Source organism: Ruegeria sp. HKCCSP351, from assembly GCF_017872535.1.
Classification (GTDB): Bacteria; Pseudomonadota; Alphaproteobacteria; order Rhodobacterales; family Rhodobacteraceae; genus Ruegeria.
Genome location: NZ_JAEDOV010000001.1, coordinates 813,353 through 836,209 on the forward strand (window position 1 = coordinate 813,353; position 22,857 = coordinate 836,209).

Below are 22,857 nucleotides of genomic sequence, written 5' to 3' on the forward strand. Positions count from 1 at the left end.
GGCCCTAGGCAGCCGTGACGTCGTGACTGTAGATCCACTCATAGCGTTGTGACAACCGGGCACCAACGACCCGCAGCACACATTGCGCAGCCATACGGGCTGGACCGCGCAGATGAAAGTTCCGCGCATTTGACCCGGCCGCCGCGACAACGCGCTGCGCCCTTGGCTTGCGGGTTGTTTCATAGGCCGCTAGTGCGTTGGTGATACCCGATCGTTCGTCAAACGCGCGCGCCAGCACCCAGGCGTCCTCGAGCGCCAGACATGCCCCTTGTGCCATGAATGGCAACGTCGGATGGGCCGCGTCCCCCACCAGAGCCAACCGACCATTCTGCCAGTTTTGTGCGACAGGCCGAAGAAACAATGCCCACAGATGCACTTCCGTGACTTTCGACAGAATGTCGCGCACGGGGCCACCGAAATCTGCAAAGCGCTTGCGCAGCTCTTCAGGGTCGCCCGTCTGACGCCATCCTTCTTCCCGCCAGTCCGAGCGCTCCTCGACCGCAACAATGTTCATCATGCTTTCGTCACGCAACGGATAGGTCACCACATGCCTCCCCGACCCCATCGTCAGGGATGCGGAAACCGGATCATGACCGGGCTGCCAGGGGATGGTGGCGCGCCAGGCCACTTGATGCGTGAACTCCGGCACCTCTGCCCCGTTCAAAGCCGGACGGAGCATGCTACGGCCGCCATCGGCCGCAATGGCGCATTCAGCGCGAATTCGCTCGCCTGACGCCAAGACCACCTCTGCCTCGTTGGGATGCTTTTGCACATGCGAAACTCTGGTGCCCAACCGGATATCCACGCCTGCCGCACAAGCCGCGTTATGAAGAAGGTTCAGAAGGTCGGCACGGTGATAGTAATAGGTCGGACCAGCTGAGGGGCCCGGCAGTTGACTGACCACGCGCCCTTTTCGGTAATCGCGCAAGACCGTTCCATGGGACTTCTGCCCGACGGAAAGACCCGTGACACCAAGGGCATGAAGAACGCGCATCCCGTTCTCACTGATCTGCAAACCAGCACCGACTTCGGTCAGGGCCGGGGCTTGCTCCAGAAGCGTGACATGCGCCCCACGGTGTTGCAGCGCCAGTGCCGAGGCCAGCCCGCCGATTCCACCGCCGATTACACAGAATTTCAATCCGTCTATCTTCATGACACCCGCATAACGCAAAAACGCCGGAGCCACAGGCCCCGGCGCTTGGATTTCTTACACATACCCGGCGATTAATCGTCGCGGTGGACCTTCTCGCGACGCTCGTGGCGCTCTTGCGCTTCAAGTGTCATGGTTGCAATCGGTCGCGCGTCCAAACGCTTCAGCGAGATGGGATCGCCCGTCATTTCGCAATACCCGTATTCGCCATCATCAATCCGGCGCAGGGCCGAGTCGATCTTTGCGACCAGCTTTCTCTGACGATCACGGGTCCGAAGTTCCAGCGCACGGTCTGTTTCTTCGCTGGCGCGGTCCGCGACGTCCGGAATGTTGCGGGTGTTGTCTTGCAGCCCTTCGATGGTGTCGCGGCTACCAGCCAGTAACTCTGTCTTCCAATCCAGCAGCTTGCGGCGAAAATACTCAAGCTGACGATCATTCATGAAAGGCTCATCTTCGGCCGGACGGTAATCTTCCGGCAGAAAAACTTCCTGCTTCATATTTGCTCCCTCGGTTTGGCCAGTGACGTCGTTCGCGGCTGTTTCAGCTGACATTTGGCTCTCCCTTCTGCGCAGCGTTTAGCCGACGGGCGGTGGAATGTCACTACACAAACGTTGCACGACAGTGCACCCCCGCGGATTTGTCTAACTATGAGACAAACATCAACAAAACCTTGTATTTCTATGAAATTTGACAGGCTTTTTTGGGGCGACAGGCACAACGCCTGCGAATGGTCTTTACCGGAATCAAGCAAAAGGGCTTGGAGTTGCAGCACAATTCCCGAGGGGCGACGCAGGGACGCGGGTTGTAAAAAACCTTGCCGCTCTGTAACCCGGAAACCACAACCTGCCCGTCCAACGCAAAATACGCACGAGAGGCCCATGACCGCACGTTTCCAAGGTACAGCCGAATATGTCGCCACCGACGATCTGACCATTGCCGTGAACGCCGCCGTCACGCTTGAACGCCCCCTGCTGGTAAAGGGCGAGCCCGGTACCGGCAAGACCGAGTTGGCCAGACAGGTGGCCGGGGCGCTGGGGCTGAGAATGATCGAGTGGAACGTGAAATCTACCACACGCGCGCAGCAGGGTCTTTATGAATATGATGCCGTCAGTCGCCTGCGTGACAGCCAACTGGGCGAAGAGCGTGTCCATGACGTGTCGAACTATATCCGCAAGGGAAAGCTGTGGCAGGCCTTCGACGCCGAAGAAAAGGTTGTTCTGCTGATCGACGAAATCGACAAGGCGGATATCGAGTTCCCCAACGACCTGTTGCAAGAGCTCGATAAGATGGAGTTCCACGTCTATGAAACGGGCGAGACAGTCCGGGCCAAGCACCGCCCCATCGTCATCATAACCTCGAACAACGAAAAAGAGCTGCCCGACGCCTTCCTGCGCCGCTGTTTTTTCCACTATATCCGCTTTCCGGACGAGGCGACGATGCGCCGGATCGTCGATGTGCACCACCCCGGCATCAAGGACGCGCTTCTGACCGCCGCGCTGACGCAATTCTATGAAATCCGCGAGACGCAAGGGCTCAAGAAAAAGCCCTCGACCTCGGAGGTGCTGGACTGGCTGAAGCTGTTGCTGGCCGAAGACCTGACGGCCGAAGACCTCAGGCGTGACGGGGCCAGCGCGCTGCCGAAGCTGCATGGCGCTTTGCTGAAAAATGAACAGGATGTGCATCTGTTCGAACGTCTTGCTTTCATGGCACGTGGCAAACGCTAGCCTGCGTGTGAACAATCTGTGATCACGGCTTGCCATTGGGTATCTCGGGTGTCAGCATCGAGATACCTGACGCAACCGCGTTTCAAAGCAGCAATATTGGGGTCATTACTTGGCGAACGCTCTGACAATCCGGACCCTGCGGGCCGAGGACAAAGATCAGTGGGCCGAAATGTGGCGGGATTATCTGGCGTTTTATGAAACCACCCTGCCTGAAAACGTGTATGAATCGACCTTTTCCAGATTGTTGGGCGACGACCCGCAGCATTTTTCCTGTTTTGTCGCGGAACAGGAGGGCGTTTTGGTCGGGCTGACGCATTACCTGTTTCATCGCCACGCCTGGAAAGTGGAAAAGGTCTGTTACCTGCAAGACCTGTTCGCCCGACCTGAAACCCGAGGAACGGGCGTCGGTCGCGCTTTGATTCAGGCGGTTTATGAAGAGGCCGATCGCCAGGGCGCCCCATCCGTTTACTGGCTGACGCAAGAGTTCAACACCACGGCACGCCACCTTTATGATCGCATCGGCACCCTGACACCGTTCATCAAGTACGCCCGCCCATGATGCGTTTGGGCGCCCTTTTTCTGGCGCTGGTTATCGCTGGCTGCACATCTGTCGAGACAATCGAACTCGGGAACGATGCCCCATATGTCGAAGTGGCGTTGCCGCCGGCCAAGTCTTTTGCGGCACCGCGTCCCTCTCCACCGGCACGGTCCAATACGAACATCGCGTCGGATTTCCTGTCCCTGCATTTCGAACTCGAAAGCGGGGCCGCCCTGCCCGTTTTCACCCGGTTCGAAACTCCGATCACCGTTCGCCTGACCGGATCGCCGACACAAAGTATGCAACAGGATTTGACCCGCCTGCTGAACCGCCTGAAGCGCGAGGCGGGTATCAACATCCGACAAATCAACGAAGGTCAGGCCAATATCACGATCGAAGCGGTCAGCCAGAAGGACATTCTGAAAATTCTGCCAAACGCGGCCTGTTTCGTGGTGCCAAACGCGTCCAGCCTGGCTGAGTATCAGCGCGACCGTCGCAAAACCAAAAGCAGTTGGGTTGAGCTGCGCCAACGCGAACGATTGGGGATATTCATCCCCTATGATGTCAGCCCGCAGGAAATGCGCGATTGCCTGCACGAAGAACTGGCGCAGGCCCTTGGTCCGCTGAACGACCTCTATCATCTGCCGGATTCGGTGTTCAACGACGACAATATTCATACGGTCTTGACCGGGTTCGACATGCTGATCCTGCGCGCGGCTTATGCGCCCGAACTGCACACCGGCATGACCCGCGATCAGGTCGCCGCCGTCATCCCCGGAATTCTCAGTCGTCTAAATCCACGCGGCGACAGAATAGCTGCGCAACCCCCCACAAATACTCCCCGAGAGTGGATCAACGCGATCCAGAAATCACTGGGACCGGGGCCGGGTTCCCCCCGACAGATGCGCGCCGCGCAAAAGGCAGCCCGCATCGGGCAGCAATTGGGATGGACGGATCATCGCCGCGCCTATCCCCACTACCTTATGGGTCGGATGGAGCAGTTTCGAGACCCGGCAGAGGCCCAGCGGCAGTTCAAGATCGCGCAACAATTTCTTCGCGCGACGCCCGGAACCGAGGTTCATCAGGCTTATGTCTCAACCCAAACCGCAGCCTTTGCGCTTGCGCAGGATCGCGGGCCCGAGGTCCTGCCCGAACTGGATCAGGCCATCGACGTGATGACCCGGGCGGAAAACGCTTCGCTTCTGGCAACGTTGCTGCTGTTGAAATCCGAGGCCTTGAAGCAGGCCGGTCAATTGCAGCAGGCACGCGCCGTCAGGCTGGACAGCCTTGGATGGGCGCGATACGGGTTCGGTTCGGATTTGGTGGCTCAATCTCTGGTTCAAAACAGTGGCCGACGCCCCGCTGACAGCACGAAAGACGGATGAAACGCATATGTTGCTAGTACTGGGAATGGCGATACTGGGTGCAATCCTGGGCGCTTTGACCGCAAAAAAACGCAATGGAAACGGCGCCGACATGGCGCAGTATGCTGCCGGATATGGGATCGCTTTAGCGCTTGTGGGGCTGGTGATCTCGCTGGTTCTGCTTCGCATGGTGGCGTGACGCGATGTTCCTGCCCTTTTTCGAAAACCTCCGCAAAGCGGGCATCCCGGTATCGCTCCGGGAGTATCTGACTTTTCTGGAAGGCATGAAAAAGGGTCTGGTCACCTATGATGTCGAAGCATTCTATTACCTTGCCCGGGTGTCGATGGTTAAGGACGAGCGCAATATCGACAAATTCGACCGCGCCTTTGCCGCCAGTTTTGAGGGCTTGGGCGAGATCAGTTTCGATCAGGTGTTGGAAGCTGTCGATATCCCCGCCGATTGGCTCGCCAAGATGGCCGAGAAACACCTGTCGGATGAGGAGAAGGCCGAGATCGAAGCGCTCGGCGGTTTCGACAAGCTGATGGAAACACTGCGCGAACGACTCAAGGAACAACAAGGCCGCCACCAGGGCGGTAACAAATGGATTGGTACCGCAGGAACCTCTCCGTTCGGGGCATATGGGTATAACCCGGAAGGCGTCCGTATTGGTCAGAAAGAAAGCCGCCACCAGCGTGCCGTCAAGGTCTGGGACAAGCGGGAATTCAGGAACCTCGACGACACGGTTGAACTGGGCACCCGCAACATCAAGGTCGCCCTGAAACGCCTGCGCCGCTGGGCGCGGGAGGGAGCAGCCGAAGAGCTGGATCTGGACGGCACCATCCGTGCCACGGCCGAGCATGGCTATCTGGATGTCAAAACCCGGCCCGAGCGTCACAACGCCGTCAAAGTGTTGCTGTTTCTGGACGTCGGCGGCTCGATGGACCCGCATATCAAGGTGGTTGAAGAGCTGTTTTCCGCTGCAAGAACCGAGTTCAAGCATCTGGAATATTACTACTTTCACAATTGCCTGTATGAGGGGGTCTGGCGCGACAACCGCCGCCGCTGGAACCAACAGACCCCGACCCACGAAGTGCTGCGCACCTATGGATCCGACTACAAGTGCATCTTTGTCGGCGACGCCTCGATGAGCCCCTATGAGATTGCCTATCCCGGCGGTGCCAATGAACATTGGAATCAGGAAGCCGGGCAAGTCTGGCTGCAACGCGCGCGCGAACAGTGGGCGTCAAATCTGTGGATCAACCCGGTGCCCGAGAAATACTGGGAATACACCCACTCCATCGGCATGATCCGCGACATCTTTGAAGATCGCATGGTGCCCATGACACTGGCTGGTCTGGAAAAGGGAATGCGCGAGCTGACGCGCTGACACACGCCATCAGGTATTCCTGCTGATTAATACCTTGACCTCAAGCAGGGTTGAGCTTTCACAGTATCCCGGTTGCCGTTTGAAAACCTGAGGAGCTTACTGTGCATCTGCTGACAATCCTGGATCACCCAAAGCCGAACTCCTTTACGGCCGCCGCTGTCGCGAAACTCAGCGAAGGCGCAAAGGCGGCTGGCCATACCACCGAGGTTGCGGATTTGCATGCAGAAGGGTTCGATCCACGCTGGTCAATGGCGGATATAGAAGGCGAAGCAGGCACGGGCGCACCGCAAGACATACTTGCGGAACAAACACGGATTGCGCGCGCCGATGCAATCTGCCTGGCCTTTCCGTTGTTCTGGTGGGGAATGCCTTCGATGATGAAAGGCTGGGTCGACCGCGTATGGATGTGGGGCTGGGCCTACGATCAGTTGGACGACCCGGAAAAGTCCCTCCAGAGGTCCCGAACAGGATTACTGTTGGTGCCAGCCGGTGCGCGTTCTGACGAAATGGAAGCCAAAGGATACACCGACGCGCTTGAGACACTCTGGACCAAAGGCACATTCGGGTATTTCGGGTTTTCACCCCGGAAACTCGAGCTGTTGCATGGCGCGACCGGATCAGCCCCGCGGCGACAGGCGCTTTTGGAACGTTGCTATGAAATTGGACGTACGCTTCCGCAACCTGAAAGCGATCCATGAACACGGTCGCGCTCTGCAGCCTCACTTCGAAATGCGGCTGGATTGTGAGAAGCTTCTATTTTCCATTTGCTCTTGGGGTGTTGAAAACCCATATCTAGCCCATGCTTCGCCTGACCCCTATCCTGCTGGCCATTGCCTATGGAATTGTGATGTACCGGATTTCCGTCTGGCGCACCCATCGGGAACTGGACGCAAAGTCGACCGAGCTTGTTGACCCGGCCCTCAAGCGCATGACCGACCGGCTGGCTGCCGCGCTCGAGATCGAGCGGGTCCCGGTTTATATCTACGAGATCGACCCGGTGAACGGGCTGGCCGCACCGGACGGGCGGATATTCATCACGCGGGGATTTTACCGCAAGTTCCGCAACAGCGAGGTTTCGGCTGAGGAAATGGCCAGTGTAATCGCGCATGAGTTGGGCCATGTGGCACTAGGTCACGCGCGGCGGCGGATGATCGATTTTTCAGGGCAGAATGCGATGCGCACGGCGCTGATCATGGTCCTGAACCGGTTCATCCCTTTTGTCGGAGCGATGATTGCCAACGCGTTGACCGCACTGATCGCCTCGCGCCTGTCGCGGGGGGATGAGTATGAAGCGGATGAATACGCAGCCGCTTTGCTGACAAAAGCCGGTATCGGAATAGGCCCGCAGAAATCACTGTTTCACAAGCTGGAAGAGTTGACACAGCAGCGCGCCGGGGTGGTCCCGGCATGGCTGATGAGCCATCCCAAGACGGATGAACGTGTTGCGGCGCTGGAAAAGCTTGAACAGCGTTGGGCACAGCGGTGATGCCTGTGCTGCGAGAGGCCAGCCTCTCGCGCTCTCCGGGATATTTTTGGCCAGATGAAGCTGGACCCCACTCAGGTGGCGAGTGCCTTGCCCAATCGCGGAAGCCGGGCTTTTTTCATGAGCGCGCGGAGCGTCCACTGTTCGGCTGAGAGGCGATTGGCTTCGGCAAGGACCTGAGTGGCAAGTGTGCCCATGCCCTCTGGATTGAATCGCCAGAAGCCGTACAACAGGCTGTCGGGATCTTTCCGGTCAAGCCCTTCATCCGTCAGGATATTTTTGGGGAAATCCTTGGCATTTACCGTGACAATCAGATCAGCGGAAGCCGCGATTGCTGTGGCCAGCACATGGATATCTGCTGCGTCCGGCAGCCACAGGCGGTTTTGAAGACCCTCGTTCGCTGGACGTTCGGCATCTGGCCAGGCCGCTTGCACCAGCGCGATTTCAGCGCGCGCCTGCGCTTCACCCGTCGGGCCCAGCTTGCGGGCGGCGCGGGCCCATTCTTCGAGGATGCGGACGGACCAGATCGGGGTGAAATGCCCCAATCGTGCGGCACCCAACAGCATCTCGCGCATGACCGTTGGATAGAGGACACAAGTATCGAGAACAGCCTTCATAGGCGGTAGAACACCGCTTTGAGGTAGCCGCTTTCCGCCAGTTGCGGCAGTTGCGGATGATCCGGCCCGGCAAATCCGGTGTGGATCAGTTGCGCCTGTCGGCCCGCGCGGCCAATCCCGCGGGAGGAGGCATCGCGAAACCGCCCCAGATCGGCGGCATGAGAACACGAGCACAGCCCCAGATAGCCGCCGGGTTTGACCAGAGGTGCGGCAAGCCGCGCGATACGCTCATAAGCGCGCAATCCCGCATCCAGCGCTTGTTTTGACGGGGCAAAGGCAGGTGGGTCACAGATGACCACGTCAAACGCCGCACCCTCGTCCCCCAATTGGGTCAACACATCGAACGCATCGCCCTGCCGTATCTGGAACCTGTCGCCAAGGCCCGAAGCCTCGGCACCTTTGGCGGCCAGTTCCAGCGCGGCAGCAGACCCATCGACGGACAGGGCTTGTCCGGCTCCTGCGGCCAGCATCGCCAGGCCAAAGCCGCCAACATGGCTGAACACGTCAAGCACCTGCGCTCCGGGATGTACCAGCCGTGCGGCAAAGGCATGGTTGGGGCGTTGATCGTAAAACAGGCCGGTTTTCTGACCTCCGGTCAGGTCGGCCATATACGTGGCACCATTCATCGGCACAGGCAGGGGTGCGTCGGGTGCGGTGCCGTGCAAAGTCAGGTTCTCATCGTCCAGCCCTTCCAGCCCGCGCGTGCGTCCCGAGGCGTTTTTCAGCACCGTCGTCACGCCTGCGACCTTGACTAGCGTTTCGGTGAGCGTATCCAGATGCACCTCGGCCCAGGCCGCGTTGGGCTGAATGACACAGCTATCGCCAAACCTGTCGATGATCAGACCGGGAAAGCCATCGGCCTCGGCATGGACCAGACGGTAGAAAGGCGCATCAAACAAGCGTTCACGCAGTGCAAGGGCGCGGCTAAGGCGGGTTTCGAACCAAGTATTGTCCAATTGTGCGGTGGTATCACGATCCAGCACCCTGCACATGATTTTTGAGTCAGGGTTGACCGCCACCAGCGCAAGCGCCGCGCGGTTGTCATCCTCGAGAATCGCCAGTGCGCCCGCGGGGATCTTGCGCGTGCGGCGGTCTGTGACAATGTCATTTGCATAGACCCAGGGGAAGCCATGGCGCAGCCCGCGCGCGTTGGCTTTGGGTTTCAGGCGGATACGGGGGCGGTCGGCAGTTTGGGTCATGGCGCTCTCTTAGTCGCGAATGTGCCGATGGAAAAGCCCTAGCGGTTCCGAGAGCGCCAGCCGCCACGCCGTTTCGGGGTTTGGGCCCCCTGAAGGCCCTCGGACAGAACCTGAGTCATGGGGTGATCCGGGCTGTGCAGCGCGTATGCCGCATGCAACTCGGTCAGCGCCGTGTTCTGGTCACGCTCTTCGGGCAGGCTGAGCGCCCAGTCCAGAAATATGCTGCGGCATTCCGGCAGGGTGATGCCTTCGATACGATAGGCTTCCTGGATCAGACCTTTGTGGTCATTGGGATCAGTACTGCGTGCCATCTTCGCCCTCTTGGATCACGCCGCCGATCAGGTCGGCCGCAGTCGTGTAACTCTCCTGCAATGCCCGTTGCAGTGCATCGACCTGTTCAAACCCGGTGGCACGGCACAGGAAATCCACACCTCCTTCACCGATCTGCTCCGCCTCGATGACTTTGCCCGATAGAAGCCGGGCCGCACATTGCACCGACCAGCATAGGCTGTAGCAGTCTTTCAGGGATTGCGCCTGCGCGACATCCAGCAACCCGGCAGCGACGGCTCCATCGAGGCCCGAGGACACGTCGCGTGCCGTAGTCCCTGCCAGCAAAGCACCGGTTTCGGCCATCAGTTCGATGTCCATCAGGCGGCCGGGCCCGTTTTTGGCATCCCATATCCCGGCGGGTGCCTTTGCCGCGGCCAGACGCGTTCGCATCTCGGCGACTTCGCGCAAGACATTGCCCCGCTCGCGTGGGCGCGACAGAAACCCGGCGCGGAACGCTTCGATATCATTTGCCAAACCGGCATCACCCGCAACGACATGAGCACGGGTCAGGGCCAGATGTTCCCACACCCAGGCCTCATTCTGCTGATAATTGGTAAAGCTGGCCCAACTGGTGGCGACTGGTCCCTGATTGCCGGACGGGCGCAGGCGCATGTCGACCTCATACAGCCTCCCCTGAGACATCGGAGCCGAAAGTGCCGTGATCAGCGCCTGCGTGAACCGCGCATAATAGGTGCGCGTGGCCAGAGGACGCGGACCATCGGACATGTCCTGATCCTGCGGATCATAGATCACAATCATGTCCAGATCGGATTGCGAATTGATCCGTCCTGCGCCCAGCGATCCCATGCCCAACACCGCCGCTCCGCGTCCCGGTGCGGGCCCGTGTTTGCGGGCGAAATTCTCGGCAACATAGGGCAGGATGGCAGCAATCACCGATTGTGCAAGCTCTGCATATTGCCGGCCTGCCTGTGCCCCGTCAATCAGACCCCGCAAGTGGTGGACGCCGACCCGGAAATGCCATTCCTTACACCAGCGCCGCGCAAAGTCGAGCCGGGTTTCATAGTCAGACTCTTCCGCCAGCGCACGGGCCAGTTCGACCTGCAATTCCTTCTGCCCCGGCCAATCGGCAAAGAAACTGCCGCCGATCACCGCGTCGAAAACCGAGGCGTTGCGCGACAGATGCGAGGCCAGAGCGTGTGACGTGCCAACGATATCGACCAGAAGGTCGATCAGTTGCGGATTGGCCTCGAACAAGGAAAACAGCTGAACCCCGGCGGGAAGGCCAGACAGAAACCCGTCCAGCGCCATCAACGCCTCGTCCGGTTTGGCGGTCTTGGCGAGACGCGACAGCAGCTCGGGCCGCAACCGTTCGAATATCCGCGACCCGCGCTGGGACCTTAAGGCCGGATAGGTCGTCCACCGGGCCAGGACACTCTGATCAAACTCCACATCCTGCGCCGCCAAAGGTGCAGGACCGGGCCCGGGCGCAAAAAATCCTTCGGTCAGTTCGTGCACTTCGGTCAGGCGGTTTTTCACGTCCTGTTGCAGTTCATCACTTTCGATCCCCATCAAACAGGCGATACGTTCGATGCCTTCCTGTGATTTCGGCACCTTATGCGTCTGTGCATCATGAACCATCTGAATGCGGTGTTCGACTTCGCGATGCGCCCGGTAATGATCGGTCAGTTTGTCCGCGACATCCTGCGGCACCCAGCCTTTTGACGCTAACGCCGCCAACCCGGGAACCGTTCCACGCACCCGCAAATCCGGATCGCGGCCGCCTGCGATCAACTGACGGGTCTGGGTGAAGAACTCGATCTCGCGAATACCGCCCTGCCCCAGCTTCATGTCGTGGCCCGGGATCGACAAGGCCCCGCCCGTACCTTTGTTTTCCCGGATGCGCAGGCGCATGTCATGCGCGTCCTGAATGGCGGCAAAATCCAGATGGCGACGCCAGACAAAAGGGCGCAGACTGTCCAGAAACCGCTGCCCCGCGGCCAAGTCTCCGGCGCAGGGGCGGGCCTTGATATATGCCGCGCGTTCCCATGTGCGGCCAAGGCTTTCGTAGTACCGTTCAGCGGCCTCCATTGCCATGCAAACCGGTGTTACGGCGGGATCTGGCCTCAGCCTCAGATCTGTACGGAAAACATAGCCATCGGCAGTCTTGTCGCTGAGCGTTGCGCAGAAGTTCCGCGTTGCCCGCACCATGCCCTGCCGGGCCTCGTAGAAGTCATCCGGGTCAAACCGTGTCTCATCAAACAGCACAATCAGATCGATATCCGAGCTGTAGTTCAGCTCATACGCGCCCATCTTGCCCATGGCCAGAATGACCATCCCGGCGGCAGTTTCGATATCGTTCTCGGTCATTCCCGGCAGTTTGTTGCGCCGGATCAACATCGCAATCTCGGCCTTGGCCGCAGTATCCGCGGCCAGTGCACCGAAATCGGTCAGTGCCGCGGTGACTTTTTCAAGCGGCCAGGCACCTGCAATGTCGGCAAGCGCGGTCAACAGCGCCACACGCCGCTTGGCCTGCCGCAAGCCGGGTTTCAGCTGATCCGTCGGCAGCTCACGCGCATCCGCCATGACTTCAGACAGCGCCTGATCCGGGCGCAATAAGGCATCAGGCAGCCATTCCCTTTCACGCTCGATCAGGCCTTTCAGATATGGGCTGGACCCGGCTGTTCCCGCCACCAACTCTCCCATCTCCTGCGACAGATCAGGTATCAGAGCGCGGGTTTCATCGCCCAGAGACGGATCAAACGCACGCGGAAGGCGGGTAATGGCAAGAGCGTTAGTCATGCGCGCACCCTGCGCATTGCGGCGCGTAATCGTCAATGGGGCATTCTGATCAGGTTACCTGAACCGGCGTATCCTGACTGAAGCTGTTGACCCAAACGTCGTTTCTTCTTTCCCACAAAGATGAAATCAGCATTGCCTCGCGCCGGTCTGCGCCCGGGCGCAGGTAATCGGCGCGGTAGGACAACAAGACGATATCCGGGGTCAGAATGCGTAACCGGGCGTCACTCAGATCAAACTCGGCCATCGTTGGCGCATCTGCAAATTGCCCGACGTGATCGTCCCGATTGGCAAACCCCGTGGGATAAACGCCCAGAAAATCCGCGCTCAGCAAGGCGCGGTCGGCGCTTGCATTACTTTCAACCAGCGCCACCCAGACCTGTGTTTCCAGTTCAAGTATGTCCTTTAGTGCAGGGGCAGCTTTGTTGTCCGTCATATCCATACTCCGACCCTGCGAGCCAGTTCCTGAAACGTCAACCGGATTGCATAATGTAAATCTTTTTCACATTATCCCTTGCGCCCGTCCAAACGGCACCCCATCTATGCAATGTGAATAGAGTTTACATCAAACCTGGAGAGCTCAAATGACCGCACTGTCCGACCCCGCCGTCCCCGCGAATCCGGGATGGCTTTATCGAACCGAAGCCTGGCTGGATGACAAAGGCAAAGGGGCCTGGATCGCCGCCATGGTTCTTGGTTTCATCTTCTTCTGGCCCGTTGGCCTTGCCCTGCTGGCCTATATGATCTGGAGCAAACGCATGTTCAGCAAATCCTGCAACCGCCGCAAATCCTGGCAAAGCCACATGAGTGCGATGAAGCCCTCGGGCAACAGCGCCTTTGACGCCTACAAAGCAGATACCCTGGCCCGACTGGAACGTGAACAACAGGATTTCGAAGCTTTCCTGCGTCGTCTGCGTGACGCCAAGGACAAGGCCGAATTCGACCAATTCATGGATGAACGCGCCCGCGAGAACCATGACGAAGACGGCAAGGGCGAGCCCGCCTGATTGACCTTGCCCTGCCCCGGTGTTTCGGGACAGGGTACCCCTACCCCAGTTTTTCGGACCCATCGAATGAACCATCTGCCCAACCCCGACACCCAACCCGATTTCTATCGTTCCGTGACAACCAAACGCTTCGTCGCCTGGCTGTTCGATATCGCCTTCATTTCGCTGCTTTGCACGGTGGCAATCCTCTTTACTGCGTTTCTGGGTCTGTTTTTCCTAGCCCTGATCTACGCCGTCGTTAGTTTCGTCTACCGGGTGGTGACCATCGCCAACGGCTCTGCCACGCTGGGAATGCGATTTATGGGGATCGAGCTGCGCGACGCGTTCGGAGAACGAATGGATCTGGGCAAGGCGCTTGCCCATACTGCGGGCTATTTCGTCAGCATGGCCTTTCCCGTGGTCCAGATCATCTCGGTCATCATGATGATGACCAGCGCCCGTGGCCAGGGTCTGACCGACAGTTTTCTGGGCACCGTCATGATCAATCAACGGGCCTGACGCAAGGTTGCGTGAAACACTTGGCGGTCTCGGGAACGGTTGCTATCATCCCTTTCGAGGCTGGATGGGGATTTCATGCGACATACGCTGCCAATAGCGCCACAATTCTATGTCACGGCACCGCAGCCCTGCCCTTATCTTGACGGCAGGATGGAACGTAAACTGTTCACCGCCCTGCAAGGCGAAGGGGCTGAACAGCTGAACAATTCCCTGTCTCAACAAGGATTTCGCCGGTCTCAGAATGTGCTCTACCGGCCTTCGTGTACGGATTGCGCGGCCTGCCTTTCAGCCCGGATCGATGTGTCAGCCTTCCAGCCGACCAAAAGCCAGAAACGCGCGGCAAAGCGGAACGGATACCTGGAACGTCGCGCAACCTCGCCATGGGCCACGGATGAACAATACGAGCTGTTCCGCCGTTATCTTGACACCCGCCACGCCGATGGCGGCATGGCTGACATGGATGTTTTCGAATTCGCCGCGATGATCGAGGAAACACCGATCCGCAGCCGCGTTGTGGAATATGCCGATCCTGAAACCGGCGAGTTGATCGCCGTCAGCCTCACCGATGTGCTCGATGACGGGCTAAGCATGGTCTATTCCTTCTACAACCCGGAACAGCCGCAGAACTCACTCGGCACCTACATGATCCTCGACCACGTCGACATCGCACGTGAGGCTGGCCTGCCCTATATCTATCTGGGGTACTGGGTCCCCGGCAGTCCCAAGATGGGCTACAAAGCCAAGTTTTCAGGGCTTGAGGCCTATATTCAGGGGGGCTGGCAAAAGATCAGCGATCCGGATGCCTATACCGGCACATCGCATCACCCCTTATCGGCGCCACCAATCGCCGAACAGGTCGCCAATATCCAGCTCCCTGACCGGCATCCGACCAAAGGCTGACCGCGCGATGAAACAAAGCCTGCATGCCGTCACCCTCGTGGTGCCGGATTACGACGACGCCATCTTGTTTTATACAAAGACGCTCTGCTTCGAACTTATCAAGGACATCGACCTCGGCAATGGCAAGCGCTGGGTTCTGGTCGCGCCTCCCGGTTCGGATAACGGCTGCCTTCTTCTGGCAAAGGCTGACGGACCCGAACAAACCGCCGCCATTGGCAACCAGACCGGCGGACGCGTCGGGTTCTTCCTACAAACCGATGATTTCTACCGCGACCATGCGAACATGCGCGCAAGGGATATCCACTTCGAAGAAGAACCCCGTCACGAACCTTATGGCATTGTCGCAGTCTGGCGTGATCCCTTCGGCAATCGCTGGGACCTGATCCAGTTCACCTGATCCGTATCTTCATCTGGCCGAAAATATCCCGGGGATGAATTGGCCGCAGGCCAAGAAGGGGCTGGCCCCTTGCCCGAAACAAACAGAAAAGGGGGCCAACCGGCCCCCTTTGCAATATTCCCTTCCGGATCGGATCAGTTTGGCATCAGGTCCGGAACGATCGTGACAATCGTCGGGAAGAACCACAAGATCGCGATCCCCATCACCTGGATCAGAACAAACGGAACGATCCCGCGATAAATATGACCTGTTGTGACCTCTTTCGGCGCAACCCCCCGCAAGTAGAACAACGCAAACCCGAAAGGTGGCGTCAGGAAGGACGTCTGAAGGTTCACCGCCACCATGATTGTGACCCATTTCGGATCAAAGGAGCCGCCATAGATCACAGGGCCCACGATAGGGATCACGATGTAGATGATCTCGAGGAAATCCAGCACGAACCCCAGAATGAACAGCACCAGCATCACGATCAGGAAAACCGTGAACTCGTTGTCAAAGCTCTTCAGGAATTGCTGGATATAATGCTCCCCTCCGAATGAAATCACCACGAGGTTCAGCAGCTGCGATCCGATCAGGATGGTGAACACCATCGAGGTCACCTTGGCCGTCTCGCGCACCACCGGGGTCAATACACCGCTGGAATAGAGCACCCAGCATCCGTACAACAGCCCGAACAGGGCGTACAGGTAAGCCGCATAGGCAATGATGAAGGCGATCCAGGTTTCTACCGTCACACTGCCTTGATTGATACGCAGGTCAAAGTTGACCCCCATCAGCAATGCAATGACAACGGCGAAGGTCGACCAGATGACCACTTTGCCCGAGCGGCCTTGATCCTGCAGCTTGCGATAGGCCGCCAGCATGATCGCGCCACCCGCACCCAGCGCAGCCGCCGGTGTCGGATTGGTGACACCGCCCAGGATCGAGCCCAGCACCGCGATGATCAGAACAAGTGGAGGAAAGACCACACGGATCAGATCGTTTGTGGCACAGCGGGCTGCAGCCTCTTTGCAGCCATACATGGCCAGCGCGAACGGCAGGGTGAGTAGCACGAAAGTCACGCCAGAGGATGTGGTCGGCGATATCATCAAGATGTCGACCAATGCCATCAGCAACAACCCGATCGCGCCAAGGATCAGCGGCTGCGGTGACCGCGACGGTGCGATACCACGGCCCAGAACCAGGGTCAGACCCAGCAGAACAAGGGTTACCGCCACTCCGGTGCCGATCGGCGCCGCATCGGCAATCCTTTTTTGCTGTTCGGCCGCCAGTTCCTCTTCTGTCAGGCGATGCGCTTCGGCTGTGCCGCCAGCGGCATCAATTGCCTCCTGCTCGGCAACAGCCTGATCCCAGGCAACCTGCCCGTGCAGATCGATCATCGACGCCTTGCACTCTGCCGACACGTTGGTCCGCAGCGACGCACCCTCACCAATATCCGAAAAGGCCGAGACCGAGATATTCTGGCTTCCGATCACACCGACATTGCCCAGAAGGACCGCACCGACGATCAGGGCAACCGGCGCACCCAGCAACCATGTCAGGCCTTCTGACCGCGTTATGGGTTCCCCGGAGCCACCGGACACAGCCACTGCAGGCGCCTTGTGCGGGTTCAGCAGCGCATAGCCAAAGGCGTAGAGCGCGTAGAGCAGCGCTAGCATGATCCCCGGCAGCAGCGCAGCCTGGAACAACGTCCCGACCGAGACAACCGCAGGCTCACCCAGATAGGTCAGCGCGTCGGTACAACCGGCTTCAACAGCCCGGGTTTCCTGCGCTGTCGAATACAGATCCCCCGCCAATGTGCCCAGCAGGACGATCACGATCGACGGTGGAATGATTTGCCCCAAGGTGCCCGATGCCGCGATCACACCGGTCGCCAGTTCCGGCGAATAGTTGTTGCGCAACATGGTTGGAAGCGCCAACAGGCCCATCGTCACAACGGTCGCGCCAACGATACCGGTCGAAGCCGCAAGGAACGCCCCCACAACCACAATCGACACGGCCAGACCACCCGGAAGCGGGCCAAAAACCCGCGCCATTGTGGTCAGAAGATCGTTGGCAATCTTTGACCGCTCCAGCGTGATGCCCATCAGAACGAACATGAGCACGGCCAGAAGGGTCTCGATGGATTGCCCGGCCAGCACGCGCTCGTTCATGCGGTTCACGATGAACGACACGTTCCGGTCCAGCGCGGTTTCCCAGCCCGAGGCAAAAACCGGTTCGGCGAGCCTTGGCAAATCCGGGTATCGGAACACGGATATGGTGTCCGGCTTGATCCCGGAGTTCACAAGGTCCCGATAACTTTGCGATCCGACGTCAATCGCCTGGTGGATCAGCAACCCCGCGCTGTCCAGCGCGGCGATGATGCCAAAGGATATTATCCCTGCCCCGCCGATGGCAAAAGCCACCGGAAAGCCGGAAAGAATGCCCCCGAAAAGGCAAAAGAATACGATAATGAGGCCTATCTCGACGCCATCAAGTCCGAATAGCATTGTCTTTGTCTCCGCCCTTAATGCGCGCCTTCATAGGCTTCTTCGCCCTCACCAAGGCTGTCCTTGTCGAGGTATTTTCCAACGCTGTCCGGTCCTTCCACGTATTCCAGATACGACCGGTACAAAAACGCGATGGCGTGCAGGAACACCATGGCCGCAAACGCCACCAGAAGGATCTTGAACAGGAAGTAGGCATTGAACCCGTTGGGGCTGAACCCGATGGTTTCCACGTTCCAGCGCAAGGCGCGGGATTTGGCCACCAGACGGTCCAGCGCGTCACTGGCCGAAGGGTTCGGCACGATCAGGTGACGCCACAGGAAGAACCAGCCGTACATCCAGGTCAGCACCGCCATTGGCATCATGAACAGCAACGCACCGCACATATCGACCACACGCTTGGCGCGGTGGCTGATACCGGCATAGATCAGATCAACGCGCACATGCCCGCCCTGCACAAATGTGTAGGTACAACACAGACAAACAACCATGGCGTTATACAGTTTCAGCTCTTCCGCGAACCAGCTGATATCCATCTGGAACGGTATTCCCAGACCGAAGGACATATCAGGACGGGTAAAGACCCGTTGCATGAATACGATGACGATCTGCTGAATCACCATCAGCAGACCCGCCCAGGCAAAGAACCGCCCGGTGGTGTTTGCAAAACCTTCCAGGCCGCGCACGATGGCCCACATGAAGTTCCGATAATACAACCCGACGGCTGTCAGAACCAAAAAGAAGGTGAACACCACAAAGAAGAACTCGACCGAGCCGCCGTAATAGACAAAGCGCATGATCGACGCCTTGTCAGACCAGTCCAGCCAGAGCTGCGGATGCGTGACCGCATATCCGAAATTATAGAAGGCTTCGGCAATGTTCTGAATGAACCAGACCAGTCCATTCCACAGGGCGCCGAAGAACGAGATACCGTTTTCGTCCTGCATGTTGTCCCCAGGTCGTCTCAGTTGCGCGCAGGCCTATTGTGGCTTGCCCAAGTCCCTTCACGCAACGGGAAAGGCTTCCCCGCAAGGCGCGGGGAAACCGTTTTTCCTTTGATCAGGAAGGCTTAGCCGCGAACACGGTCACGCTGTGCGGTGTAGACACCCGACGACAGGTTGTTCCATGCCGACGAAGCCGCCATCGACGACATCGCGCTGTCGTGGATCTTCTTGAACAGCTCATCGCTCATGTTCTCGTCCAGAACTTCCTGGCTGGCCTTGCCGAACGCATCCCAGACACTGTCGGGGAATTCCAGGACCTTGACGCCACCGGCCTGCAGGCGCTGCAGCGCTGCACCATTGTTGGCTAGGAACTGCGCCAGGTTCCACTGGTGTGCTTCTGCGGCAGCGATCTCGATGATCTTCTGCTGGGCCGGGGTCAGTTCATTGAACACGTCGCGGTTGGTTGCCAGCGACAGACCTGCGCCCGGCTCGTGGAAGCCCGCGGTGTAGTAGGTCTTGGTGATTTCCTGGAAGCCCGCTTTTTCATCGGCCCAGGGTCCGATCCACTCGGTTCCGTCAATCGCGCCGGACGACAGCGCCTGATACACTTCAGAACCGGGGATGTTCTGAACGGACGCGCCCAGTTTGCCCAGTGCTTTACCGCCCAGACCGGGCATACGGAACTTCAGACCATTGAAGTCTTCGGGGCTGTTGATCTCTTTCGAGAACCAGCCGCCCGCCTGCGCACCGGTGTTACCGGCCAAGAAGGACTTCAGGCCAAAGATTTCGCCCAGCTCATCATGCAGCTCCATACCGCCGTCATGATAGTACCAGTTCACCAGTTCCTGTGCGGTCATGCCGAAGGGCACGGCCGTAAAGAACGCATAGCCCGGGTGCTGACCGACAAAGTAATAGTCAGCGGCGTGATACATGTCGGCCTGACCGGACGACACCGCGTCAAACACCTCGAACGCGCCAACCAGTTCGCCTGCCGCTTTGATCTCGACATTCAGGCTGCCATCCGACATCGCGTTGATGCTGTCGGCACAACGCTGCGCACTGTCAAACACGCCAGCCAGACCACGACCCCACGAGGTCACCATGGTCAGTGTGCGCTGTCCCTGCGCATAGGCCGGAGCCGCCAGAGCGGTTGCTGCAGCTGCCGAGCCGCCCAGCGCGGATTTTTTCAGAAATGAACGACGATCCATATGAGTGTTCCTCCCCTTCATAGTCACGATCCGGCAGTACCGGACCTGTCGCATTCAGTGCGCGTCAGCCTAATGTGAGCGAAGCGAAAGGGAATACCTACTACTGCGTAGAGAATCGATTTCTTTTGGGGATGCGGTGAAATTTCCGAATGAAAACTCCAACAAAAACGGCCCAAATACCGGAATTTCACAGACCAACGCCAATCTTTTTGCATTTTTGCCGCCGCTTGCGTATCGATTCGTCCATGCAAAGACTTCGACATCTGGTCTCGCTGACCTATGCGCAGAAACTGTCGCTGGTGGCCGCAATCCCGCTGGTTGTGGCCGTGGCCGCAATCGCTGTGCTTGTCGCATATGAGGCGCGTGCGACCGCCGAGCGCGAGATCGAAGCTCTGGAGCGCAGCCTGATCGAAGCCAAGAAAGAAGAGCTGCGCAACTACGTGACGCAGGCGCGCAATGGTTTTGCCTATATCTATGGCCGCGCTGAACCGGATGACGAGGTATCAAAGAACCTTGTCTCGCAGATACTCTCGGCAATGATCTATGGGCAGGACGGGTTCTTTTTTGTTTACGACTATGATGGCAACAATCTGGTCAGCCCCCGTCAGACACAATTTATCAACCGCAACTGGGAAGGTCTGACCGACAGCGATGGCACGCCCATCGTTGACGAGTTCATTAGCCTCGCCCGTCAAGGGGCCGGGTGGCACAGCTTCATGTGGGAGAAACCCTCGACCGGCGATGAGGCGCAGATGATCGCCTATGTCGTCGGGTTGCAGGACTGGCGCTGGGTCGTGGGTACCGGGGTCTTCATTGACGACATTGTCGCCACGGTCGCCAACGCAAGGGCCGAGGTCGAGGCCCGCGTGCAGCGCACCTTCATGTATATCGGCGCCATTGTTGTTGCTGCCGTTCTGATTGTCTTTGCCTCGGGCATGTTGCTGAACATTCGCGAGCGGCGGTTGGCGGATGCCAAGCTGAAGGAACTGACGCAACGTGTCTTCGACGCGCAGGAAGAAGAACGCGGCCGGGTTGCCCGCGAACTGCATGATGGCATCAGCCAGATCCTTGTGGGGGTACGCTATGCGCTGGACAATGCGCGCCGCCGTTTGTTGCGCGGCGATGATGCAGGTGCGCGCGATCCGCTGGACAAAGGCATCGACCATCTTCGCACCGCCATCACCGAGGTCCGCCGGATCAGCCGCGACCTGCGCCCCGGCGTGCTGGACGACCTCGGCCTTGGACCTGCGCTGAAGGCTCTGACCGACGATTTTCGCGAACGAACCGGGATCGAGACTGAATTTTCCACCGTCGTATTCCGCAACCGGCTGGATCAGGACAGCAAGATCGCGCTCTATCGCATCGCCCAAGAGGCGCTGACAAATATCGAACGCCACGCCGACGCCTCTTATGTGACGATTGACCTGCGCGGCCACAAGAAAGGCGCAACCATGCGGATCACCGACAATGGCCGTGGCTTGCGCGCAGAATCCGGGACCCCGACCACCGGCATCGGTCTGCGCAACATGCAGGAACGAATTGAGCAACTTGACGGATCGCTGCGTATTCTGTCATCACGCGGGCCGCGCGGCGGTACGGTAATCGAGGCCAGTCTGCCGCTGAGCCACCTGTTGCCACCGCAGGAAGACGCAACTCCGAACCGAAAGGCCGGTACATGAGCGCCAAGAATATCCGAGTTCTAATTGTCGACGATCATCCCATGGTGGCCGAGGGCATTCAGTCGATCCTTGAAAGCTACGACGATATCGAAGTGGTTGGGACACTCGGCAGCGGTCAGGCCGCGGTGGATCATGCGGTTGGCCTTTCCCCGGATGTCATCCTGATGGACCTGAACATGCCTGGCCTCGGCGGCCTCAGCGCCACGGAGATCATTCTGGAACGTCTGCCCGATACGTGCATCCTGATCCTGTCGATGCATGACAGCCCCGAATATATTTCGACCGCGCTCAGCCACGGTGCAAAAGGCTATGTTCTCAAAGATGTCCCAACCGAAGAGATCAAGCAGGCCATCGATGCGGTCATGCGGGGTGAGCAGTATCTGTGCACCGGCGCAAGTGGATCCCTGAAGCCCAAAGGCGGCGACGCACGCGAGGCGCTGACAGGGCGCGAGCAAACAATTCTGCTGGAACTGGCGCAGGGCAAATCAAACAAAGAGGTTGCACAAAAGCTGGATATCTCGGTGCGAACGGTTGAAACGCATCGCAAGAACATCAAGCGCAAACTGGGAATTTCCTCGACCGCCGGGCTGACCCGCTATGCGCTGGAACATGGCATGCTGCAAGGCACCGGGGTCGGCTTCTGATCGATGCGCGGTCGCAGCCCAGTGCTGCCTTACCCAACTAGAGGAGGCTTGCCGCAGGCATAGCGATAACAGGCGGGAGCGTTCACGCCCGGGGTCTGATATCCTGACCAAAGAACACAAGTGTTCCGTCTTCATCCAGAATGTGAAACTCACGCTGCAAATAAGGTTGGTCGAACGGAGGCCGAACGCGCCCCTCGGGCAGATCGGCCAACCCAGCCCGCAAGTTTTCATAAAAGCCGTCGATATCGTCTACATCAATATAAAACGACTGGTCGTCGCCCAACGCCTTGCCATCCTCTCGCGGTGGGCATTCCAACAACCGAATGGCGACCGGGCCAAGTGACAAAAATGCGTAATTGTCCTGCTTGAAGCTACAGGTAAATCCTAGTCGCTTACAGTAGAAATCAATCTGGTTCTGCAAGGATGAACACAGCACAAATGGGGTAAGTTGCAAAATCTTGGGCATCTGAAGCTCCGAACAGGAATGGACGTGTCGCGGTTTGATGCCGCTCCTTTGATAGCATTTATTGCAGCAAAGGAGATG

The 22,857-nt window shown here is 58.6% G+C and carries 24 protein-coding genes; 13 read left to right on the forward strand and 11 right to left on the reverse strand.

Annotated features, from left to right (window positions below; genetic code table 11):
• Window positions 1–4: 4 nt before the first annotated feature.
• Together I9182_RS04035 and dksA are read right to left on the reverse strand one after the other, a co-directional pair.
• Window positions 5–1,153, reverse strand: coding sequence for an FAD-dependent monooxygenase (locus I9182_RS04035; RefSeq protein WP_209596661.1), 1,149 nt, complete (start codon window positions 1,151–1,153; stop codon window positions 5–7).
• A gap of 71 nt (window positions 1,154–1,224) precedes the next feature.
• Window positions 1,225–1,647 carry an RNA polymerase-binding protein DksA gene (dksA, locus tag I9182_RS04040; RefSeq protein ID WP_209504868.1) on the reverse strand — a complete coding sequence of 141 codons (423 nt, stop codon included), beginning with the start codon at window positions 1,645–1,647 and terminating at the stop codon, window positions 1,225–1,227.
• Window positions 1,648–2,028: 381 nt separating this feature from the next.
• On the opposite strand from dksA, the gene I9182_RS04045 reads away from it, so the two are divergent.
• From I9182_RS04045 to I9182_RS04075, 7 genes are all read left to right on the forward strand, one after another.
• A complete protein-coding gene (locus I9182_RS04045; protein WP_209503660.1) occupies window positions 2,029–2,874 on the forward strand; it encodes a MoxR family ATPase in 846 nt (281 codons plus the stop codon).
• 109 nt (window positions 2,875–2,983) lie between these two features.
• Window positions 2,984–3,433 (forward strand): GNAT family N-acetyltransferase, encoded by a 450-nt coding sequence (locus tag I9182_RS04050; RefSeq protein ID WP_348540372.1) that lies wholly within the window; start codon window positions 2,984–2,986, stop codon window positions 3,431–3,433.
• Window positions 3,430–4,797, forward strand: coding sequence for a DUF2927 domain-containing protein (locus tag I9182_RS04055; RefSeq protein WP_209503659.1), 1,368 nt, complete (start codon window positions 3,430–3,432; stop codon window positions 4,795–4,797). Before I9182_RS04050 ends, I9182_RS04055 begins: the two co-directional genes overlap by 4 nt.
• Before the next feature lie 7 nt (window positions 4,798–4,804).
• Window positions 4,805–4,975, forward strand: coding sequence for a hypothetical protein (locus I9182_RS04060; protein ID WP_209596662.1), 171 nt, complete (start codon window positions 4,805–4,807; stop codon window positions 4,973–4,975).
• Window positions 4,976–4,979: 4 nt separating this feature from the next.
• Entirely contained in the window at window positions 4,980–6,164 is a 1,185-nt protein-coding gene (locus I9182_RS04065; RefSeq protein ID WP_209596664.1) for a VWA domain-containing protein, read from the forward strand.
• A gap of 101 nt (window positions 6,165–6,265) precedes the next feature.
• Complete coding sequence (locus I9182_RS04070; RefSeq protein WP_209596666.1) at window positions 6,266–6,862, forward strand: NAD(P)H-dependent oxidoreductase; 597 nt, start codon at window positions 6,266–6,268, stop codon at window positions 6,860–6,862.
• Between the two features lie 101 nt (window positions 6,863–6,963).
• Window positions 6,964–7,650, forward strand: a complete 687-nt coding sequence (locus tag I9182_RS04075) for a M48 family metallopeptidase (protein ID WP_209596668.1) — start codon at window positions 6,964–6,966, stop codon at window positions 7,648–7,650.
• A 71-nt stretch (window positions 7,651–7,721) separates the two neighbouring features.
• On the opposite strand, the gene I9182_RS04080 is transcribed toward I9182_RS04075, so the two are convergent.
• The 5 genes from I9182_RS04080 to I9182_RS04100 are packed head-to-tail and all read right to left on the reverse strand — an operon-like array spanning window position 7,722 to window position 12,986.
• Window positions 7,722–8,264: a PIN domain-containing protein gene (locus tag I9182_RS04080; RefSeq protein WP_209503654.1), complete on the reverse strand. Its 543-nt coding sequence runs from the start codon at window positions 8,262–8,264 to the stop codon at window positions 7,722–7,724.
• Window positions 8,261–9,463, reverse strand: coding sequence for a class I SAM-dependent rRNA methyltransferase (locus I9182_RS04085; protein ID WP_209596670.1), 1,203 nt, complete (start codon window positions 9,461–9,463; stop codon window positions 8,261–8,263). The genes I9182_RS04080 and I9182_RS04085 overlap by 4 nt, the downstream gene beginning before the upstream one ends.
• A gap of 38 nt (window positions 9,464–9,501) precedes the next feature.
• Entirely contained in the window at window positions 9,502–9,774 is a 273-nt protein-coding gene (locus tag I9182_RS04090; protein ID WP_209503652.1) for a hypothetical protein, read from the reverse strand.
• Entirely contained in the window at window positions 9,758–12,553 is a 2,796-nt protein-coding gene (locus I9182_RS04095; protein ID WP_209596672.1) for a glutamine-synthetase adenylyltransferase, read from the reverse strand. Before I9182_RS04095 ends, I9182_RS04090 begins: the two co-directional genes overlap by 17 nt.
• Window positions 12,554–12,602: 49 nt before the next feature.
• Window positions 12,603–12,986, reverse strand: coding sequence for a nuclear transport factor 2 family protein (locus tag I9182_RS04100; RefSeq protein ID WP_245222471.1), 384 nt, complete (start codon window positions 12,984–12,986; stop codon window positions 12,603–12,605).
• A gap of 148 nt (window positions 12,987–13,134) precedes the next feature.
• Between I9182_RS04100 and I9182_RS04105 the strand changes: the two genes are divergently transcribed.
• The 4 genes from I9182_RS04105 to I9182_RS04120 all read left to right on the forward strand — a co-directional run bounded on the left by I9182_RS04105 (window position 13,135) and on the right by I9182_RS04120 (window position 15,352).
• A complete protein-coding gene (locus I9182_RS04105) occupies window positions 13,135–13,557 on the forward strand; it encodes a DUF2852 domain-containing protein (RefSeq protein WP_209596676.1) in 423 nt (140 codons plus the stop codon).
• Window positions 13,558–13,623: 66 nt separating this feature from the next.
• Entirely contained in the window at window positions 13,624–14,055 is a 432-nt protein-coding gene (locus tag I9182_RS04110) for an RDD family protein (RefSeq protein WP_209596678.1), read from the forward strand.
• A 75-nt stretch (window positions 14,056–14,130) separates the two neighbouring features.
• Entirely contained in the window at window positions 14,131–14,955 is an 825-nt protein-coding gene (locus I9182_RS04115) for an arginyltransferase (protein ID WP_209596680.1), read from the forward strand.
• A 7-nt stretch (window positions 14,956–14,962) separates the two neighbouring features.
• Complete coding sequence (locus I9182_RS04120) at window positions 14,963–15,352, forward strand: VOC family protein (RefSeq protein WP_209503646.1); 390 nt, start codon at window positions 14,963–14,965, stop codon at window positions 15,350–15,352.
• A gap of 134 nt (window positions 15,353–15,486) precedes the next feature.
• Here I9182_RS04120 and I9182_RS04125 read toward each other — a convergent pair whose 3' ends face one another.
• The 3 genes from I9182_RS04125 to I9182_RS04135 form a co-directional block, all read right to left on the reverse strand.
• Window positions 15,487–17,841: a TRAP transporter large permease subunit gene (locus I9182_RS04125; protein WP_209596682.1), complete on the reverse strand. Its 2,355-nt coding sequence runs from the start codon at window positions 17,839–17,841 to the stop codon at window positions 15,487–15,489.
• A gap of 17 nt (window positions 17,842–17,858) precedes the next feature.
• Window positions 17,859–18,785 carry a TRAP transporter small permease subunit gene (locus tag I9182_RS04130; RefSeq protein WP_209503644.1) on the reverse strand — a complete coding sequence of 309 codons (927 nt, stop codon included), beginning with the start codon at window positions 18,783–18,785 and terminating at the stop codon, window positions 17,859–17,861.
• Between the two features lie 122 nt (window positions 18,786–18,907).
• Window positions 18,908–19,990 carry a TRAP transporter substrate-binding protein gene (locus I9182_RS04135; RefSeq protein WP_209503643.1) on the reverse strand — a complete coding sequence of 361 codons (1,083 nt, stop codon included), beginning with the start codon at window positions 19,988–19,990 and terminating at the stop codon, window positions 18,908–18,910.
• A gap of 245 nt (window positions 19,991–20,235) precedes the next feature.
• On the opposite strand from I9182_RS04135, the gene I9182_RS04140 reads away from it, so the two are divergent.
• Both I9182_RS04140 and I9182_RS04145 read left to right on the forward strand, forming a co-directional pair.
• Window positions 20,236–21,669 carry a cache domain-containing protein gene (locus I9182_RS04140; protein WP_209596684.1) on the forward strand — a complete coding sequence of 478 codons (1,434 nt, stop codon included), beginning with the start codon at window positions 20,236–20,238 and terminating at the stop codon, window positions 21,667–21,669.
• Window positions 21,666–22,313, forward strand: a complete 648-nt coding sequence (locus I9182_RS04145) for a response regulator transcription factor (protein ID WP_209503641.1) — start codon at window positions 21,666–21,668, stop codon at window positions 22,311–22,313. The genes I9182_RS04140 and I9182_RS04145 overlap by 4 nt, the downstream gene beginning before the upstream one ends.
• 82 nt (window positions 22,314–22,395) lie before the next feature.
• Here I9182_RS04145 and I9182_RS04150 read toward each other — a convergent pair whose 3' ends face one another.
• A complete protein-coding gene (locus tag I9182_RS04150) occupies window positions 22,396–22,779 on the reverse strand; it encodes a VOC family protein (protein ID WP_209596686.1) in 384 nt (127 codons plus the stop codon).
• Window positions 22,780–22,857: the final 78 nt, after the last annotated feature.

Bases quoted from the DNA above. Each gene is read 5' to 3' on its own strand.
- I9182_RS04035 (WP_209596661.1), bottom strand. From the start codon at position 1,153: ATGAAGATAGACGGATTGAAATTCTGTGTAATCGGCGGTGGAATCGGC.
- dksA (WP_209504868.1), bottom strand. From the start codon at position 1,647: ATGAAGCAGGAAGTTTTTCTGCCGGAAGATTACCGTCCGGCCGAAGAT.
- I9182_RS04045 (WP_209503660.1), top strand. From the start codon at position 2,029: ATGACCGCACGTTTCCAAGGTACAGCCGAATATGTCGCCACCGACGAT.
- I9182_RS04055 (WP_209503659.1), top strand. From the start codon at position 3,430: ATGATGCGTTTGGGCGCCCTTTTTCTGGCGCTGGTTATCGCTGGCTGC.
- I9182_RS04060 (WP_209596662.1), top strand. From the start codon at position 4,805: ATGTTGCTAGTACTGGGAATGGCGATACTGGGTGCAATCCTGGGCGCT.
- I9182_RS04065 (WP_209596664.1), top strand. From the start codon at position 4,980: ATGTTCCTGCCCTTTTTCGAAAACCTCCGCAAAGCGGGCATCCCGGTA.
- I9182_RS04075 (WP_209596668.1), top strand. From the start codon at position 6,964: ATGCTTCGCCTGACCCCTATCCTGCTGGCCATTGCCTATGGAATTGTG.
- I9182_RS04080 (WP_209503654.1), bottom strand. From the start codon at position 8,264: ATGAAGGCTGTTCTCGATACTTGTGTCCTCTATCCAACGGTCATGCGC.
- I9182_RS04085 (WP_209596670.1), bottom strand. From the start codon at position 9,463: ATGACCCAAACTGCCGACCGCCCCCGTATCCGCCTGAAACCCAAAGCC.
- I9182_RS04090 (WP_209503652.1), bottom strand. From the start codon at position 9,774: ATGGCACGCAGTACTGATCCCAATGACCACAAAGGTCTGATCCAGGAA.
- I9182_RS04095 (WP_209596672.1), bottom strand. From the start codon at position 12,553: ATGACTAACGCTCTTGCCATTACCCGCCTTCCGCGTGCGTTTGATCCG.
- I9182_RS04100 (WP_245222471.1), bottom strand. From the start codon at position 12,986: ATGACGGACAACAAAGCTGCCCCTGCACTAAAGGACATACTTGAACTG.
- I9182_RS04105 (WP_209596676.1), top strand. From the start codon at position 13,135: ATGACCGCACTGTCCGACCCCGCCGTCCCCGCGAATCCGGGATGGCTT.
- I9182_RS04110 (WP_209596678.1), top strand. From the start codon at position 13,624: ATGAACCATCTGCCCAACCCCGACACCCAACCCGATTTCTATCGTTCC.
- I9182_RS04115 (WP_209596680.1), top strand. From the start codon at position 14,131: ATGCGACATACGCTGCCAATAGCGCCACAATTCTATGTCACGGCACCG.
- I9182_RS04120 (WP_209503646.1), top strand. From the start codon at position 14,963: ATGAAACAAAGCCTGCATGCCGTCACCCTCGTGGTGCCGGATTACGAC.
- I9182_RS04125 (WP_209596682.1), bottom strand. From the start codon at position 17,841: ATGCTATTCGGACTTGATGGCGTCGAGATAGGCCTCATTATCGTATTC.
- I9182_RS04130 (WP_209503644.1), bottom strand. From the start codon at position 18,785: ATGCAGGACGAAAACGGTATCTCGTTCTTCGGCGCCCTGTGGAATGGA.
- I9182_RS04135 (WP_209503643.1), bottom strand. From the start codon at position 19,990: ATGGATCGTCGTTCATTTCTGAAAAAATCCGCGCTGGGCGGCTCGGCA.
- I9182_RS04140 (WP_209596684.1), top strand. From the start codon at position 20,236: ATGCAAAGACTTCGACATCTGGTCTCGCTGACCTATGCGCAGAAACTG.
- I9182_RS04145 (WP_209503641.1), top strand. From the start codon at position 21,666: ATGAGCGCCAAGAATATCCGAGTTCTAATTGTCGACGATCATCCCATG.
- I9182_RS04150 (WP_209596686.1), bottom strand. From the start codon at position 22,779: ATGCCCAAGATTTTGCAACTTACCCCATTTGTGCTGTGTTCATCCTTG.